The sequence below is a fragment of the Pseudomonas sp. NPDC098740 genome, from assembly GCF_044760065.1.
Taxonomy (GTDB): Bacteria; Pseudomonadota; Gammaproteobacteria; order Pseudomonadales; family Pseudomonadaceae; genus Aquipseudomonas; species Aquipseudomonas rossensis.
On the sequence record NZ_JBIWAM010000006.1, the window covers coordinates 167,879 to 186,352 of the forward strand.

At 59.6% G+C, this 18,474-nt stretch carries 6 protein-coding genes and 1 pseudogene; 1 reads left to right on the top strand and 6 read right to left on the bottom strand.

Annotation, left to right across the window (positions count from 1 at the left end; all coding sequences use genetic code 11):
- Positions 1-4 precede the first annotated feature (4 nt).
- Together ACIQU2_RS09950 and ACIQU2_RS09955 are read right to left on the bottom strand one after the other, a co-directional pair.
- Positions 5-2,164: a type I secretion system permease/ATPase gene (locus ACIQU2_RS09950; protein ID WP_403140262.1), complete on the bottom strand. Its 2,160-nt coding sequence runs from the start codon at positions 2,162-2,164 to the stop codon at positions 5-7.
- Between the two features lie 131 nt (positions 2,165-2,295).
- Positions 2,296-3,654, bottom strand: a complete 1,359-nt coding sequence (locus ACIQU2_RS09955; RefSeq protein ID WP_347805175.1) for a TolC family outer membrane protein — start codon at positions 3,652-3,654, stop codon at positions 2,296-2,298.
- 592 nt (positions 3,655-4,246) lie between these two features.
- Here ACIQU2_RS09955 and ACIQU2_RS09960 point away from each other — a divergent pair.
- The gene (locus ACIQU2_RS09960) at positions 4,247-10,120 is read left to right on the top strand and encodes a retention module-containing protein (RefSeq protein WP_403140265.1); all 5,874 of its coding nucleotides are present in this window, start codon (positions 4,247-4,249) and stop codon (positions 10,118-10,120) included.
- Positions 10,121-10,465: 345 nt separating this feature from the next.
- Here ACIQU2_RS09960 and ACIQU2_RS09965 read toward each other — a convergent pair whose 3' ends face one another.
- From ACIQU2_RS09965 to lapD, 4 genes and pseudogenes are all read right to left on the bottom strand, one after another.
- Complete coding sequence (locus ACIQU2_RS09965; protein WP_403140267.1) at positions 10,466-13,027, bottom strand: hypothetical protein; 2,562 nt, start codon at positions 13,025-13,027, stop codon at positions 10,466-10,468.
- 127 nt (positions 13,028-13,154) lie between these two features.
- A pseudogene (locus ACIQU2_RS09970) lies at positions 13,155-13,529 on the bottom strand (EAL domain-containing protein); the annotation flags it as partial.
- Positions 13,530-13,710: 181 nt separating this feature from the next.
- Positions 13,711-16,329, bottom strand: a complete 2,619-nt coding sequence (locus ACIQU2_RS09975) for a YncE family protein (RefSeq protein WP_403140269.1) — start codon at positions 16,327-16,329, stop codon at positions 13,711-13,713.
- 185 nt (positions 16,330-16,514) lie between these two features.
- Positions 16,515-18,455, bottom strand: a complete 1,941-nt coding sequence (gene lapD / locus ACIQU2_RS09980; RefSeq protein WP_403140271.1) for a cyclic di-GMP receptor LapD — start codon at positions 18,453-18,455, stop codon at positions 16,515-16,517.
- Positions 18,456-18,474 lie beyond the last annotated feature (19 nt).

Below are 18,474 nucleotides of genomic sequence, written 5' to 3' on the forward strand. Positions count from 1 at the left end.
GCTCCTAGACAGCCGCAGAGCCGACACGGCCCTTGCGCAGTGCATCGATGACCACTTCTTTCGGACCGTCGGCGACGATCCGCCCGTTGTCCAGCACCACCAGCCGATCCACCAGGCTGAGCATCGAGGTGCGGTGGGTCACCAGCAGCAGGGTTTTGCCCTGGACCCAGCGGTGGAGTTTTTGCCGCAGAACGTCTTCGCTACTGTTGTCCATGGCACTGGTGGGTTCGTCGAGCAACATGATCGGCGGATCCAGCAACAAGGCGCGAGCCAGCAACACCGCCTGACGTTGCCCGCCGGACAGCAGTTGTCCGCGTTCACCCACTGGCCGGTCGAAGCCTTGGGGATGCTGACGCGCCAGCTCGGTGACACCGGTCAGTTCGGCGACTTCGAGCATGCGTGAATCGCTGATGTAGCGGGCGCCTAGGGTCAGGTTGTCGCGCAGGCTGCCGGCCAACAGCGGCAGGTCATGGGCGACATAACCGATTTGCTGGCGCAGGTCGGCGACGTCCAGTTGCCGCAGGTCCAGGCCATCGAGCAGCAGCTGGCCTTCTTCCGGTGCGTAGAAACCCATCACCAGCCGCGCCAACGTACTTTTGCCCGAGCCGCTGCGGCCGATGATGCCGATCCGCTCGCCGGGTTTCACGCTGAAGCTGATGTTGGCCAAGGCCGGAGCGTTCTGGCCGTTGTAGTGGAACGTCACACTGCTGACGTCCAGCGCGCCTTGCAGTTGCGTGCGTTCCAGCGGCCGTTGTTTGGCGTCGCGTTCCTGCGGCAAGGACATCAGCGCATCGGTGCTTTTCATGGTCAGTTGCGCTTGCTGGTAGCGGGTGATCAAACCGGCAATTTGCCCCAGCGGCGCGAGCACCCGGCTGCCGAGCATGTAGGTCGCTACCAGCGCACCGACGCTGAGGTTGCCGGCAATGATGCTGTAGACGCCGGCGACGATGGTCGCCATGCCGGAGAATTGCTGGATGAACAGCGTGCCGTTGGTGGCCAGCGCCGAGAGGTTGCGCGCATGACTATCGAGGCGGGTGAGGGCGCCGTGGGTGCTTTCCCATTTGTGCTGGCGTTCGCTTTCGGCGCTGCAGGCCTTGAGGGTTTCCAGGCCGCCGAGGGTTTCGATCAGCAGCGCCTGGCGTTCGGCGCCCAGGGTCAGGCTTTTCTGTACGGTGTCGCGCAGGCGCACCTGGATCACCATTGCGAAGATGATCGTGATCGGAAACGCCAGTAACGGAATCACCACCAGCCAGCCGCCGAGCAGGCCGATCACCACCAGCATCAGCACGGCAAAGGGCAGGTCGATCAGGCTGGTGAGGGTCACGGCGGTGAGGAATTCCCGCAGGCCCTGGAAGTCGTGAATGCTTTGGGCAAAACCACCAATGGTCGCCGGCCGTGCTTTCATCGCCATCCCGGTAATGCGTTCGAACAACGTGGCCGAAAGGATCACGTCGGTTTTCTTCCCGGCGGAGTCCAGCAAGTGCGCGCGAACCACCCGCAGCGCCAGTTCGAAACCGGTGCCGATCAGCAAGCCGATGGACAGCACCCACAACGTCGACGTGGCCTGGTTCGGCACCACCCGGTCGTAGGTCTGCATCACGAACAGCGGCACCATCAGCCCCAGCAGGTTGATCAGAAAGCTCGCCAGAATCGCATCGCTGTACAGCCATTTCGACAACTTCAAAGTGTCGCGAAACCACGCTTCAACCCGCGGCACCAGCGGCGAGCGCAAGTCTTCGAGTTCATGCCGCGGCCGCGCGAACAAGGCTTGGCCGCTGTAATTCTCGGCCAGCTCGTCCGTGCTGACCCATTGTTCACCGCCGTCGGCTTCGCTCGGCAAAATCAGCAACTGTCCGTCATCGCCGAAGCGTCGTAGAACGGCCGTACGGCCGTTGTTGAGGATCAGCATCACTGGCAGGTTGAGGGCGGAAATGTCCGCCAGTTCACGGCGCAGCAATCGCGCCTGCAAACTGGCCCGGGCCGCTGCGCGAGGCAGCAGGTCCAGGCTCAAACGTTGTTTGTTCAGGGGGAGCCCGGCACTCAGGCTGGCGCGGCTGACCGTCGCGCCATGGAGTTTGCAGAGGATCAGCAGACCGTCCAGAAGCGGGTCATCGAAGCTCAGGCGCGGATCGACACTGATGTTGCCGGGTTCCATGCTGGTCACATTGATCGCTCCCGTTGGCATAGGTATCTACACATCTCTCTGTAGGAGCTGCCGCAGGCTGCGATCTTTTGATCTTGTTTTTTTCAGGATCAAGATCAAAAGATCGCAGCCTGCGGCAGCTCCTACAGGGGTTACTTCAGTTCGGGCAAACGGGCTTCGTTTTTTACTTCCGTGGAGGCGATCGCATCGGCGGGCAACACCACCCGTTGTTTGCTCAGCAACTGCCCCATGTTCGCCAGCACGCGGTACATCGAGAACTCCTCGGTGTAGCGCACTTCGGTGTAGCGGCGGTTGGCGTTGTAGAGCTCGTTTTCACTGTCCAGCAGGTCGAGCAGGGTGCGTTGGCCCAGGCCGAACTGGTCCTGATACGCCACGCGCACGCGTCGGCTGGTATCCGCGTATTCGAGGGCGGTCGGGGTTTGTTTCTTGGCATTGACCATGGCGTTCCAGGCCAGGTGAATGTTCTCGTTGAGTTGGCGCAGGGCATTGTTGCGGATGTCCATCGCCTGGTTGATCTGGTGCGCATTGGAGGCCAGGCGAGCCTTGTCACTGCCACCGCGGAACAGGTTGTAGTTCATCACCACGCCGACTCGCCATTCGTTGTCGTGGCCTTCATCGCCCTGCACATTGTTGTTCGCACCCACGGCAGCTTCGGCGTCGAAGCGAGGGTAGAACGGCGACTTGGCAACTTCGTACTGGCTCTCGGCCGATTGCACATCGGCCTGGGCGGATTTCAGGTACGGGTTGTTTTCCAGCATGCTTTGCTGGGCTTCCTGCAGGGTGGCGGGCAGTTCGCCGCGGGTCGAGGGCGGGGCTTCGAGTTCATCGGGCAGGCGCCCCACGACGGCGTAGAAGTTCGACTCGGCATCCGCCAGATCGACTTCAGCGGTATCGAGGTTGTTTTGTGCCAGTGCCCGGCGAGCGACGGACTGGTCGGAGTCGGCGGTGCTGCCGATACCACGCTGGGTGCGCAGACCGATCTGATCGTTGACCCGCATGTGAGCTTGCAGATTGTTCGTGGCCAAGGTCACCAGTTCGCGGCGCTTGAGCACTTCGAGGTAGACCTCGATGGTGCGCAGGGCCAGATCCTGAGCGGTGCCCTGAGCGTAATAGGCCCGGGAATTGACCACGCCTTTGGTGCGCTGGACTTCGTTGGAGGTGTTGAAACCATCGAAGAGCATCTGCCGCAGACGCAATTCCGATTGGGTGTAGGTCAGGATTTCGGTGTGGTGATTACCGAATGCCCGGGTGCTGGTGTTATCGCTGTACCCGCGCCCGTAGGCGGCATTCAGATCAACCGATGGATAAAATCCTCCCTTGGCGACTTTCACTTGCTCATCGGCCGAGAGGCGGCTGTCTACACGCGACGCCAGCTCCGGGTGGGTCGCGATGGTGCTCTGGATTGCCTCCGTCAATGACATGGCTTGAGCCTGAGAAGTGCAGGCCATGGCCAGTAGAATTGCGCTGCAGAGGGGGGTTAATACGCGCATGGGTGCCTCTCCCTGATTCCTAATGGTGCTTATTAGTCGCCAAATATTTGACGGCATTTATAGTGAAAACCGTTTCATGCTTGTAACAACAGAGCTAAGAACATTCTGGGGAAAAACATAGAAGAATTTTTCATAATGCTTATGCCAAAAAAAACTTATGCGCTCCGCAAAATCCAGCACATTGTTCACTCCGAAAGCCCTTGATTTACGAGCGTTAGGGCGCTCATCAGGGCTTGAGGAAAGTTCCAAACCACATATCGACATAGGGCGGGGAAGTGCTGGAGGGGAGGGAGGCGGACGGTTTTGAGGTGACGGTTTTTTGTCACCTTAGTGGATCAAAACCGTTACGCATCGCTCAAAGGGTGACTTGTTGCGCAAGTGGATCCCGATGCCATTGATTGCAGAGGGTTTTTATCCCGCAGCAGACACGTCGCCCGCGAGCGGCACGCTTGGCGAGAACGGCGCCAGGGCAGCGGCTTACTTCAGGTAACCGCTGCCAGCAGGCGATTCCGCCAGACAACCCGTTGGAGCCATGAGCACGTTCTTCGCAAAAACAGGATGCCGACAGCGGTTGGCAGCGGAGGAAGTGCACATGGCTACGCTCATCGGTATTGTCAGTAAGGTCATTGGTCAGGTGTTCGCGGTTACGAGCGATGGCACCCGACGCGCGCTGGTCGAGGGGGACCGGTTATTCGCCAGCGATCAACTGGTCACCGGGGCCGAAGGCGCGGTGGCGGTGAATCTGCAGAATGGCCAGGAACTGACCCTCGGGCGTGGCAGCAGTATGGAGATGACGCCTCAGTTACTCGCGCATCAGGCACCCCATGTAGACACCGCTGAAGCGGTGACGCCGACTCAGGCGCAACTGACCGATGTCGAGCAACTGCAAAAAGCGATCGCTGCCGGCGACGACCCGACCCAGACCGCTGAAGCTACGGCGGCCGGACCGGGTGCGACCGGCGCACCTGGTGCACTGGGTGGCGGCCACACGTTTGTCATGCTTGAAGAGGTGGGCGGGCGGGTCGATCCAACTATTGGTTTTCCTACCGCAGGCTTCAACGGCATTCCCGTGGTTCCCCTGGAACGGCTGGCCGGTGACCCGGACAACGGCGACAACGGTGCAGGTGGTTCAGGCGGTTCAGGCGGTTCGGGTGGTTCAGGAGATTCAGGAGATTCAGGAGATTCAGGAGATTCAGGAGGTTCAGGAGGCACAGGCGTTCTTCCTGTAACACCGGTTGTTCCTGATGTGCCGAACAATCCGGTGACCCTCACCGGCCTGTCGGTGGCAGGGGGCGAATTGACCCTCAATGAGGCCAACCTAGCCGACGGTTCGGCCCCCAACCCTGGGGCACTGACCAAGACCGGCACGTTCAGCGTGTCTGCTCCTGACGGGCTGACCAGCCTGAGCATCGGAGGGATCAACGTGATCAGCGGTGGCGTTGCCGCAGGCTTCCCGCAATCGATCACCACCCCGTTGGGCAACACCCTGACCGTCACCGGCTACAAGCCGGCCACGGGGGTTGTGAGTTACAGCTACACCCTCAACGACAATGAAACCCATCCGGCCGGTGACGGCGCCAACAGCATCACCGAGAATTTCGACGTCGTCGCCACCGATACGGACGGCAGTTCGGCGACCGGGCAAATCAACGTCAACATCGTCGATGACCTGCCGACCGCCCATGCCGACTCGACCTCGGTCGCCGAAGGCGGCATCGTCAGTGGCAACGTGCTGTGGAACGACGTCCGCGGTGCCGATGGTCCCGCCGCCGGGGGCGGAGTGGTAGGCGTGCGTGCCGGTTCAGACACCTCGACTTCGGCCATCGGTGGCCTGAACAGCCAGATCAATGGCACCTACGGTTACCTGACGCTGGACGCCAACGGCAACGCTGAATACCACAGCAACCCCAACGCCGTGAACGGTCCCGGTGCGACCGACGTGTTCACCTACACCTTGCGCGATGCCGACGGTGATGAAAGCACCACCACCATCACCATCGACGTGAACAACAGCGGCATCAGAGCGATCAGCGACAACGACGTGACCGTGTATGAAAAAGCCCTCGACCTGAACAAGGACGGTCAGGATCTGGCCGCCGGCACCGTTACTGGCAGCCAGCCGGGCAATACCGGCGAAACCGCCAGTGGCACCCTGGTCGGTTCGGTCAGCGGCGCGGTCGGCGCGATCACCTACACCCTGGTCGGCAGCGCCACCGGCACCTACGGGCAGATCCTGCTCAATCCCGATGGCTCCTACACCTACACGCTGACGTCGGCGCCAAGCACCACGCCGCAGGCGAACGATGGCGCCAACACCTTGAGTGAAAGCTTCACCTACAAAGCCACCGACGCTCTGGGCAACAGCACCACCAGCACCATCGTGGTCAAAATCGTCGATGACCTGCCGACTGCTCATGCTGACGAGACCTCGGTCGCAGAGGGCGGCATTATCAGCGGCAACGTGCTGTGGAATGACGTCGGCGGCGCCGATGGCCTCGCCGCAGGGGCGGTGCTCGGCGTGCGTGCCGGCTCAGACACCTCGGCCCCGGCCGTTGGCGGCCTGAACACTCAGATCAATGGCACCTACGGTTACCTGACGCTGGACGCCAACGGCAACGCCGTCTACCACAGCAACCCGAACGCCGTGAGCGGCCCCGGCGCGACCGACACGTTCACCTACACCCTGCGCGATGCCGACGGTGACCAAAGCACTACCACTATCACCATCGACGTGCGCAACAGCTGCATCAGAGCGGTCAGCGACAGCGACGTGACCGTCTACGAAAAAGCCCTCGACCTGAATCAGGATGGCCAGGATCTGGCGCCCGGCATCGTTACCGGGAGCCTGCCGGGCAACACGGGCGAAACCGCAAGTGGCACCCTGGTCGGCTCCGTCACGGGCGCGACCGGCGCAATCACCTACACCTTGATCGGCAGCGCCACCGGTACCTATGGGCAAATCCTGCTCAATCCCGATGGCTCCTACACCTACACGCTGACGTCGGCGCCAAGCACCACGCCGCAGGCGAACGACGGCGCCAACACCTTGAGTGAAAGCTTCACCTACAAAGCCACCGACGCTCTGGGCAACAGCACCACCAGCACCATCGTGGTCAACATCGTCGATGACCTGCCGACCGCCAATGCCGACTCGACCTCGGTCGCCGAAGGCGGCATCGTCAGCGGCAACGTGCTGTGGAATGACGTCGGCGGCGCCGATGGCCTCGCCGCAGGGGCGGTGCTCGGCGTGCGTGCGGGTTCAGACACCTCGGCCCCGGCCGTTGGCGGCCTGAACACTCAGATCAATGGCACCTACGGTTACCTGACGCTGGACGCCAACGGCAACGCCGTCTACCACAGCAACCCGAACGCCGTGAGCGGCCCCGGCGCGACCGACACGTTTACCTACACCCTGCGCGATGCCGACGGTGACCAAAGCACCACCACCATCACCATCGACGTGCTCAACAGCTGCATCAGGGCGGTCAGCGACAGCGACGTGACCGTCTACGAAAAAGCCCTCGACCTGAACAAGGACGGTCAGGATCTGGCGGCCGGCACCGTCACCGGCAGCCAGCCAGACCGCACGGTTGAAACCGCCAGCGGCACCCTGGTCGGCTCGGTCAGCGGCGCCAGCGGCGCGATCACTTACACCCTGGTCGGCAGCGCCACTGGCACCTACGGCCAAATCCTGCTCAATCCCGACGGCACCTACACCTACACGCTGACGTCGGCGCCAAGCACCACGCCGCAGGCGAACGACGGCGCCAACACCCTGAGCGAAAGCTTCACCTACAAAGCCACCGACGCTCTGGGCAACAGCACCACCAGCACCATCGTGGTCAAAATCGTCGATGACCTGCCGACTGCTCATGCTGACGAGACTTCGGTCGCAGAGGGCGGCATCGTCAGCGGCAACGTGCTGTGGAACGACGTCGGCGGCGCCGATGGCCTCGCCGCAGGAGCGGTGCTCGGCGTGCGTGCGGGTTCAGACACCTCGACTTCGGCCATCGGTGGCCTGAACAGCCAGATCAATGGCACTTACGGATACCTGACGCTGGATGCGGCGGGCAACGCGGTCTATCACAGCAACCCGGACGGCGTGAACGGTCCCGGGGCGACCGACGTGTTCACCTACACCTTGCGCGATGCCGATGGCGACGAGAGCACCACCACCATCACCATCGACGTGAACAGCAGCTGCATCACAGCGGTCAGCGACAACGACGTGACCGTCTACGAAAAAGCCCTCGACCTGAACAAGGACGGTCAAGATCTGGCGGCCGGCACCGTCACCGGCAGCCAGCCAGACCGCACGGTTGAAACCGCCAGCGGCACCCTGGTCGGCTCGGTCAGCGGCGCCAGCGGAGCGATCACTTACACGCTGGTCGGCAGCGCCACTGGCACCTACGGCCAAATCCTGCTCAATCCCGACGGCACCTACACCTACACGCTGACGTCGGCGCCAAGCACCACGCCGCACGCCGACGATGGCGCGAACACCCTCAGCGAAAGTTTCACTTACAAAGCCACCGACGCCCTGGGACATTCCACCACCAGCACCATCGTAGTGAACATTGTCGATGACCTGCCGACCGCCAACCCCGACGCAGCCTCGGTAGCGGAGGGCGGCATCGTAAGTGGCAACGTGCTGGTGAACGACTTCAGCGATGCCGATGGGGTTGGGGTGGTCGGCGTGCGTGCCGGTTCAGACACCTCGACCTCGGCCATCGGCGGCCTCAACAGCCAGATCAATGGCACCTACGGTTACCTGACGCTGGATGCGGCGGGCAACGCGGTCTATCACAGCAACCCGGACGCCGTGAACGGTCCCGGTGCGACCGACGTGTTCACCTACACCTTGCGCGATGGCGATGGAGACGAGAGGACCACCACCATCACCATCGACGTGAACAATAGCTGCATCAGCGACAACGACGGCGACCTGGCCGGTTCGACGTTGACGGACCCAGTCATTGCGAACGCGCCACCGGTGGCGGTCGATGACCACGTCATCACCAACGTGCTATCGGGCAACATCGTGGTGCCGGGCGAATTGCTGCTGGCCAATGACACCGACCCGAATGGCGATCCGCTGACCGCTTCGCCGACCACCGTCAGCACTGGTTGGATTGCCAAAGGCGCGGACTTCACCGGCACCCATCAAAACTTCAGCTTCACCGGCGGTAACGCGCAGGCGGTGACCCTCGCCCGCAGTGCATTCGTCGCCAACACGGCAGCCATGACGGCGGTGTTGGTAGTCAGCGGGGCGCTGGGAGCGGTCAACAACCCCCACGATGAGGACCGCATCACCGTCGACCTCAAACAGGGTGAAACCCTTAACCTGGACCACAACCTGGCGGCCGGTCATGTCGCCATGGAGTACTCAATCAACGGCGGCGCATGGATCGCCCTCGCGGACGGGCAAACCCTCACCGCAACGTCGGACAGCACCTACCAGATCCACATCACCAACATCGACAACGATGGTCCGGGCAACAGCGGGAGGGGAGCGGAAAACTACCAACTGACTATGACCGTCAACTACGCCGGAGCCGACATCACGCCAGATGTCCACGGCACCTACACCGCCAGCGACAGCCATGGCGGCAGCGACAGCGCCGCCGTGACCATCACCTATCAGGACGGCCACACCCTAACCGGCACGGCGGGCGATGATGTACTGGTGGCGGGCGCCGGTAACAACGTGATCAATGCCGGCGACGGCAACGACGTACTCACCGCCGGTTCCGGCAACAACGAAATGCACGGCGGCGCCGGCAATGACTTGCTGTACAGCGGTGCGGGCAACGACCTGCTCGACGGCGGCACCGGCGTCGACACCACGAGCTATGCCCACGCTACGGCCGGCATCACCGTCGATCTGAACCTGCTCACCCCGCAGAACACCGTGGGCGCCGGGACCGACACCCTGACGGCGATCGAAAACCTGACCGGCTCCAACTTCAACGATTCCCTGACGGGCGACAACAACAGCAACATCATCAACGGCGGCCTGGGTAACGACATGCTCAACGGCGGGGGCGGCGATGACTTCCTGATCGGCGGCCTGGGCAACAACACCCTCACCGGCGGCAACGGTGCCGACACCTTCCAGTGGCTCAAAGGCAACAGCGGCCACGACGTGGTCACTGACTTCACGCCGGGCATCGACAAACTTGACCTGTCGCAACTGCTGCAAGGGGAAAACGGCACTGCGGCGTCGCTGGATGACTACCTGCACTTCAAAGTCACCGGCAGCGGCGATTCACTGGTCACCAGTATCGACGTCAGCGCCATGGCTGGCGCCGCGCCGAACCAGACCATCGACCTGGCGGGTGTGAATCTGGCCAGCCATTACGGCGTAACGCCGGGGGCGGGTGGGGTGATTGCCGGTGGACACGACACGGCGACCATCATCAACGGGATGCTCAATGACCATTCGTTGAAGGTGGATACGGTGTGATCTGAAGACTGAAACGACAAAACCCGCGATCCCTGTGGAAAGGGATGGCGGGTTTTTTTGTTGTTTGTGGGTTCGTCGTTCAGTTCGGAATCCATCCCTCACCCTCTCCCAGAGGGAGAGGGGACTGACCGTGCGTGGCTTAAGTTATGAAACACACTCAAAAACCTGAGTTCCACGCGATTTTTCAGGTCGATTTAACTCGACCAAACAACTTGGGCCGGTAAATAAATGCGTCCACTTTTCCTCCTGGCCGAAAAACTGCCGCCGAAATGCTGCAGACCCATGCGGTAACCGGTGTTGAGCGGGCTGTTCAAATTAAATAGTCCATTCTCTTTTTTCAGATAATTACAAGGCACCGAAGGAAAAATTATCCATAAACAAATAATCGTACGCGTGACACTCCATCGATCGGATATGACGTCCTGGGGGCGCTGGAAAACTAAAAGAACCGAAATCAGTGGGGTTGTACGTTATTTGTGAAACTGGCTTGTCAAAACCGTCCAGATAGACAATGGTGATGGGTCTGTGAACATATATCAGATGAAATGAAATACGCGAATAGTTACTCCAGAATTTTAAGCGAACCAGTTGATATCCCGACTCGACTGCATGGCATAGTCCGAGAGCTCTACTGGCGGATGTGTCAAATATTCCGCAGGAGTCATTGCCATTGACCAGTGTCACTCTCATGCTTTGAAGGTCGAAAGATCCGCCACGGCTGATTTTATACAATGGAGCGCTTTGAAAGTTTTCGCTGAAGACTTTAGTTCCTACGATAACGGTATAAGGTGGGACCGAGACTGGTTTATCTCCATAGTTACCTCTGGCCGTGAGATTACAAGTGCCTAACGGTAGCGTAACCGAACGTTCCCATTGACCATTAACGTCGGTATCTACTGTAGCAATTAGAGCGCCATTGTTTAAAATTTCAATTTCTTGTTTGATGCTCCCGGCCCCCTTCACTGTCAAGACACTATCAGTGGTTCTCTCATTACGGTTTACTGGTACACCTTGGAGATCATTAATAATCGTGATGATCGGTTGCATTAGCTCGAGGTTTTTGACCCTGTAGATCTTGTTCGGAAACTTTGTGGCAGTCTGTGCATCGAGCACACCGTTAAAGTTCACTCGAAAGGTAAGGGTCATTTCACTGCCATCCTTAAGCGTTTTTAACCACGCTATCGGTATAGGCCTGATCAAGCCTGGCAATATGTTGTGATGTTCACCCTTGAGATCCTCATAAAAAGTAGCGCCGCCATCGGCATCAACCCCTTCATACCGCAACCAGACGTTCTGCCCCAGCACCTGATGCGGCCATTCGCCTACCCGAAGCTGATCCATGTCCTGCAGTTGGGTGATGTCCAGTTCGCTACCTGGCGCGCGGTCGATGGCCGGAGTCGGAAGACTCGGATGGCCATCCGGGATCGTGCCTACGGAAGCCGTCAAGATCGGTGACGGCGGCAGCGGTTTGCCGTCGCGGATCAGCAGATAACTGAGCTTGACCTGTTTACCCATGTTCGCCGCGATAAAAGCCTTGGTCAGCGCGAAGTTGGCGCGGCTATTGGCGTTAAGCGGTCTGGCGGTAAAGGCCGGAGAGCCCGCACCGGGGGCGCCTTCGACAATGAGTTGTACGGTGTCGCCCTTGCGATAACCCAGCACCTCCACTTGACCGTTGGCACCTTGCAGATTGGCGGCGTTCAGCGGGTCGAGTAAGCCATTGACGGACTTCTGCAACCTTGGAGGTTTCAGATCCGGCAACCCCTCACCGATGACCTGTGCCGAGGCCACTCTTGAACTGCCCTGCACAGTGCCATTTCTGAGCAACTGATACGTCGCTGTCACCACGCTGCTGGCAATCACCTGGTCGTTGGCCACTTGCAGAACGCAAGGTTTCTTCTGCCCGAATTCGTCCGCTTCCACGATACCGGACACCGCCACCACCACGTCGGGCTGGCCGGTGACTGTCGCGGTGTAGGTCGCATTGAGGGTGTCGCCCGGCAGGAAGCGATGGTCGCTGGTCAAGATGATCAGCAACAGCGAATTCCTACCCAGTTTTTCCAGGTCAATGATGCCCGGTTCGTCCGTCGGGTCGTTCTGGATTTCCCGCAGGATGGGCGTCGGTAGACGACTACCGGTCAGGTCCACGTCGACGAATTGCGTTGCAGACCAGGGCGAGTCGGTGTCCGGGCCATTGCCGAGCTGGTCGGTGACGGTGTAGGAAAACTTGAACTGAGGATGGTCCTTGGCATTTTCCAGATCGGCGCGCGTCAGTGTGAAACACACCGTGACCGGTTCATCCGAACCCGGTTTTGGGGCTTGCAGCGTGGTGACCGTGTGGAATACATCGTGGCCATTGCAGTTCAGGCGAATGCGGTCGTAAGCCCGGCAATACGGGTAAGACACGCACACTTGAGCACCCGCGACGGGGAAGTCCGGGCCGACGCCATGCTTGATTGCATCGGGCAGCAACAAGTCCAGCCGCGAGTGGCCGTCTTCTCCCGGATTAGTGTCTTGATCACCAGGCCGGATGGCGTTGTACAACAACTCCAGTGGTGGCTGGGAAGTGCCTATGTTCTGGCTGTTGCGAGTCACTGAATATGTGAGGCGGTTGGTGATGTCGGGAAGCAGCAGCTTTTTCGGAATGTACAGGGTGGTGGTGCTGATATCGGACGTCGTCTGCTGGCTGTCGATGCCGGGTTGGCCGTTGAGATTGAGGGTGACGGTGTCACCCGGTTGCTGTCCCAGATACGGATCAACCGCAACAGTGGCCCCCATGGGGGCCAGGTCATAAATCCGCAATGGCACACCTGCATGTGCACCCACGACTGGAACTGTGGCCTCGGGAAGCCTCGGTGCATACAGCACCAGCACAGTGTTTTCGAGCGCTTCGGTTAGATCGACGGTCATGGGAGGTTTCCTTGCCTGAAAAGGCGGAAATGGGGGAGTGATGCGGTATCAGACACCCGGCAAGGACAGGCTGACTACTGTCATATATGACAGGTCAAGGCAGGTTTAAGACGAACGGTCATGCCCCTCACATCGGCTCCGGCGGCCCAATCAAACGTCCCATCACCCCAAACAACCCCAACTCCCGGATCACCTCCAACTCCCCCTTGGTCTCCACCATCTCCGCAATCAACGGCAAATCATTGCTGTTGGTTGCCCGAAAAATAGCCTCGATGAACAACCTTTTATCACTCTGCTCATCAATGTGACGGATGTACGCACCGTCGATTTTCAAGTAAGCCAGCCCCAGTTGAGTCAGGTTGCCGATCTGGCCGAAGCTGCCGCCGAAATGCTGCAAACCGATGCGGTAACCGGTGTTGAGCAGGCTGTGGCTCAGGCGTTGCAGTTCTTCCTGAGACGGCAGTTGGCGTTCGTCGATTTCCAGAATCAGCAGGGGAGCGAGCCCGTTCGCGAAGAAGCCCGACAGACCACCGCAAAACTTGCCTCCTGAAATGCCACAGGCAAGTCTCACATCGCGCTAGCCCTGCGAATCGACGTTATCCAGCCTCCGATTCACCGCCAGCTCACCAATCCCCATCCGTCGTTCCAAACTGCTGGTTCTGGACTTATCGTGGTCTGCTTCTTTAATTCCCAACTACCCAAACATTGTTGTCAAAGTAATTGCAGATATAGACGCGAGTGCTGTCCGAGCTGAAGGCTACACCTGTGGAGTTGAGGCCGCCCGGGATGCGACGGACGTTAAAGGTCGTGGTATCGACTATCACGACGGCCTTGCCGCTAAACCACTCACTAGCACAGAGCGACTTGCCATCCGGACTGAGTGCCAATTGCCACGCGCCAAATCCGATTGGGATGTTGTGAATGACTGCATGGGTAATGGCATCGATCACCACGAGCAGGCTGCCGTCTGTCCTGACGGTATAGATGCGATTGCCGTCCCGGCTGACCACTATGCCGTGCGGATTGGACCCAACCCCAATGTTGCTGATCACTGAGTAAGTACTCGTATCAATCACCGAGACCGTCCCGCCGTTGCTGCCGACAGTGCCATTGCCATTCGCGTTGGCGGCATAGACACGACTACCGTCCGGGCTGACGGTAACTTCACTTGCATTGTTTTGAAGCACCAAGGTCTGGAGAGTCTCGAAGCGAGCCGTTTCGACTACCGTCAGCCTGCTGTTGGGGAAACCGGTAAAAGGATAAGTGCCACCACAAATATAGGCACGAGAGCCATCCGGGCTTATCGCAACGCCAAATGGAGCAAAACCCGAGAACGAGACATTGCGAATAATGTCGAGGCTGGTGGTATCGACTACGGTCAAAACCTGGTTAAGAGAATCAGCGCCACCCCGGGTGATATAGACGCGGCTGTTATCCGGACTGACTGCAACACCGAACACATTTCTCCCTAGTGCGATGGAGCCCATCACTTGGTGAGTGGAGGTATCAACCACCGTGAGTGCACCATAGTTAGCAGGATGTGAAGAACTGACGACATAGGCTCGGGTGCCGTCGGGACTAATTGCGATGTTGTAAGGGTAGGGAATTCCCGGGATGGTCCCCGCGGATGTCTGTGGTGTGACGGTCGCAACGCCAGTCACGGTCTGGTTTCCATGCAGAGCAGTCAAGGAATAAGCGCCGGGCACCGTGTGCCCCTTCACCCCGTTTACAGTGATCTTTCCATCTTTGTCGGTGACGAAGCGGCGGCTGCCCCCGACGTTGTCGCTGAAAGTAAAATCTTTTGGCAAGGACAGTTCGACGGTTTCGTCAGGTAGATCCACGCCATTCTTCGCCAGCGCCAGCCTGACTGTAAACCGGCCTGCCGGGGCGAGTGTGTAGGGGTCATTATCAAAGGTCAGGGTCACTACCGGGGCCGAAATCCTGAGCCGCAACTCGGGTGAGGGCGTCAGCGATCCTTTGCGGATCAGCACCCAGCGCAGTCTGAGGTTTCTGCCCTGATGTGCCCTGAGCAACTCGGGGCTTAGCGTGAAGTTGGCGCGTTTGTTCTGGTTCAACTTGACCGTCGCAAACTCCGGTGTGCCTGGAAGTGCATTGAGCGCCTCCAACCGCGCTTCGTCGCCCTCTTGAGCGGTCAGGTGTTCGACTCGCACCTTCACCCCTTCCGGATAAAGAGACGATTCAATCGGGTTCTTGGCCGGTGCCACCAGAAACGGTGCCTTCAGCTCAATCTGTGCATTGCCTGTCACCATGACAGGGGTTGAGTAAGAGCGTCCCAGTTCCCGGCCATTTCTCAATTGCTTGTAGTACACCCATATCTGCCAACCACTTGCGGCGGCAAAGTAGCTATTGTCCAGTGACAACTCGGGAAAGTCCGGGACAATTTTCACCTCCTTTGCCGTCACAAAAGTTACGTCCTTGCCCTCCGCGTTCCGGTAGGTGCAGGTCAGTTCCAGTGTGTCGCCTGTGGCCCATGGCGTGCGGATATGTACCTTGGCGACCACTGGTTGACCATTGAGTTCACCCAGGTCGATGGTGTCAGGCCCGTGCTGGGGGCTGAGGACGGGTTTGTCGAACCAGTCACCTTTGAGGTTCATCCACAGCGGGATACTCACCGAATACGGTTCTGGGGCAGGACCGTTGCCGATCCAGTCCTTGACCGTATAGGAGAAGGGAACTCCCGTCCCGTCGCCGGCGGCGACAAGAGCGGCATGATTCACCAGAATCGGTAGCGGATTCTGGTAGGACGTTTGCGCCGCTTCTTCGACGCTCACACTGTGTTCGATGACATGACCGTTGCAATTGAACAGGATCGTGTCGAACGCCCTCATCAACGGATAAAACACGTAAAACCAGACCCCGCGTTTCGCCAGCTCCGACCCTACGCCGTACTTGGCGGCGTCCTCGACCTCGATCATCAATTGCGAATTCACGCCATCGCCCGGCTGGTCGTCCCGCCCCCCCGGGCCTTCCCGGTGAAACCATGCCGGCAGGTCGTCAGAGGTGCCGATGTTCTGCGAACCGTTGGTGATGGTGTAGTGGATTAGGTTCCGGCCTTCGCGAAGATAGTCGGCGGAGATTTTGAGCGTGGCGGGTTTGTGTTCATCTCCAGGGTTCAGGTAGGTGTGGAAATCGACCTTCAGCTTGTTCACATACAAAGTGATGGTCTGGCCCTGCTGGCTACCGGTAAAAGGGTCCACAATCGCGGCGTATCCGGAGTCGGTCTTTGCGAGAATCGGGATGCCGCAATGCGCGTTGATCCCTTCAGGCACGGTGGTTTCCATGCCCTCAATCCTGACCAGATCCAACCTGAGAATCTCTGCAGCTGTCATGACCTCACTCCCTGCTCAAGGCGCCCACGAGTTAGAAGCAAGGGCGACGATGAGCGTCATGACACCTGATGTCGGGTGATTTGCCTACTGTCAAATATGACAGGTCAAGGCAGGTTTAAGACGAACGGTCATGCCCCTCACATCGGCTCCGGCGGCCCAATCAACCTTCCCATCACCCCAAACAACCCCAGCTCCCGAATCACCTCCAACTCCCCCTGCGTCTCAACCATCTCCGCAATCAACGGCAAATCAATGCTGTTGGTCGCCCGAAAAATAGCCTCGATGAACAGCTTTTTATCACTCTGCTCATCAATGTGACGGATGTACGCACCGTCGATTTTCAAGTAAGCCAGCCCCAGTTGAGTCAGGTTGCCGATCTGGCCGAAGCTGCCGCCGAAATGCTGCAGACCGATGCGGTAACCGGTGTTGAGCAGGCTGTGGCTCAGGCGTTGCAGTTCTTCCTGAGGTGGCAGTTGGCGCTCGTCGATTTCCAGAATCAGCAACGGCGCGAGTTCGGGCAGCGATTCGAGCATGGCGAGGATGTGTTGCAGCTGCGCTGGATCGCGCAGGGTGCTGCCGGACAGGCTTAGCGCCAGGGGCCAACGATTGACGATGAGGTAGTCGAGGGTGGCTTCGAGCATGGCCAAGTCAAACCGGGCCGACCAGCCGAGTCGATCGATCCACGGCAGGAAGTGCCCGGCGGCAATGGCCTCGCCCTGCGGGTCGAGCAGGCGCCCGAGGACTTTGTGATGCAGCACTTGGCTGGTGTCGGCGCATTGCACCACCGGCTGGAAATACAGTTGCATCTTGCCTTGGTTCAGGGCGTCGTCGATCCAGGTTTGCCAGTCGTTTTGGGACGGGTTCGGCGCGGTGATGGAATCGGCCACGTGGACCCACGGGCGCTCGGGATGTTGCCGGGCTTCGGTCAACGCCTGATCCAGTCGCAGCAGCACGTCACTGGCTGGCTCACCGGGGTGGTAAGGGGCGATCCCCAAATGCGCCACCGGCATGGAGTCGCTGGCGCCGGTCAGGCGCAGGTTTTCCAGGGTGGTGCTGATTTCGCAGGCCAGGCGTGCGGCGTCGGTGCTGTCCAGGCCTGGCGTCAACAGGCTGAATTCACCGCCACGATTGCGCGCGGCTAGCCAGGTGCGACGTTCCGGTGGCTGGGTCAGACGCTTGAGCAATTCACCGACGGAGCTGATCAGCGCATCGGTGCGCTGGCCGCCCAAGCGTTGGTTGAGACCGACCAGATCGTTGATTCGCAGCATCAGCAAATGGCCGTCGCTGCTCTGCTCGGAGACCAGCAACTCGTCGGCCAACTCTTCATCCAGCAAGCGTCGATTGGCCAGGCCTGTAAGGCTGTCCTGATAGGACTCGACCCGCAGTTTTTCACTGCGTGCGACCTCTTCGGCGAACAGCGCCTTGAGCTTCTCGACCATCTGGTTCATGGCCAATACCACGCGTTTCAACTCCGGTGTGCGCGGCAGTTTCGGCAGGCTGAGGAACTCGCGTTTGCTGATGGCTTCGGCCTGTTTGACCATTGTGTCGAGTGGACGAAATTGCCGGCGCAGCAACCAGCCACCAAACACGGCACTGAGCAGGCCGCACACCAGTAACCAGATCAGGCTGCCGAGGGTGCTGTCCCAGAGTTTGGCCAGGGCGAACTGCGGATTGCTCAACACTTCGACCCGTGCCGCCTGTACCCAGCCGCGCATGATCAGCGCTTCGCCACCGGGTGGGTGCAGGTTGACCAGGTTCACAAACCAGGCGGGAACGCCCTCGATTTGCCCCGGCGCACTGCGCTCCACCAGCACCTGGGCATCCTCGATGTTGATGATTCGAATGCTGCTGAAATAACCGCTGTCGAAAATCGAGCTGACCATCAATTCGATCATGGCCGGGTCATCGATTTGCGCCGTCAACGATAAACCCAACGCAGTGGCGGCGTCCTGGGCGTGGGAGCGCAACTGGCCGAGCATCTGGTCGCGAGAGCTTTCCAGGCTGACAAAAAAACTGCCGCTGAATGCCACCAGCAAGAACAGGCAGATGGCGAGAAACAACTGTTTACGCAGTGACATAAATCGCTCCTTGCTCAGG

Coding starts and splice junctions, on each gene's coding strand:
- lapD (WP_403140271.1), bottom strand. CDS start 18,455: ATGTCACTGCGTAAACAGTTGTTTCTCGCCATCTGCCTGTTCTTGCTG.
- ACIQU2_RS09975 (WP_403140269.1), bottom strand. CDS start 16,329: ATGGAAACCACCGTGCCTGAAGGGATCAACGCGCATTGCGGCATCCCG.
- ACIQU2_RS09960 (WP_403140265.1), top strand. CDS start 4,247: ATGGCTACGCTCATCGGTATTGTCAGTAAGGTCATTGGTCAGGTGTTC.
- ACIQU2_RS09965 (WP_403140267.1), bottom strand. CDS start 13,027: ATGACCGTCGATCTAACCGAAGCGCTCGAAAACACTGTGCTGGTGCTG.
- ACIQU2_RS09955 (WP_347805175.1), bottom strand. CDS start 3,654: ATGCGCGTATTAACCCCCCTCTGCAGCGCAATTCTACTGGCCATGGCC.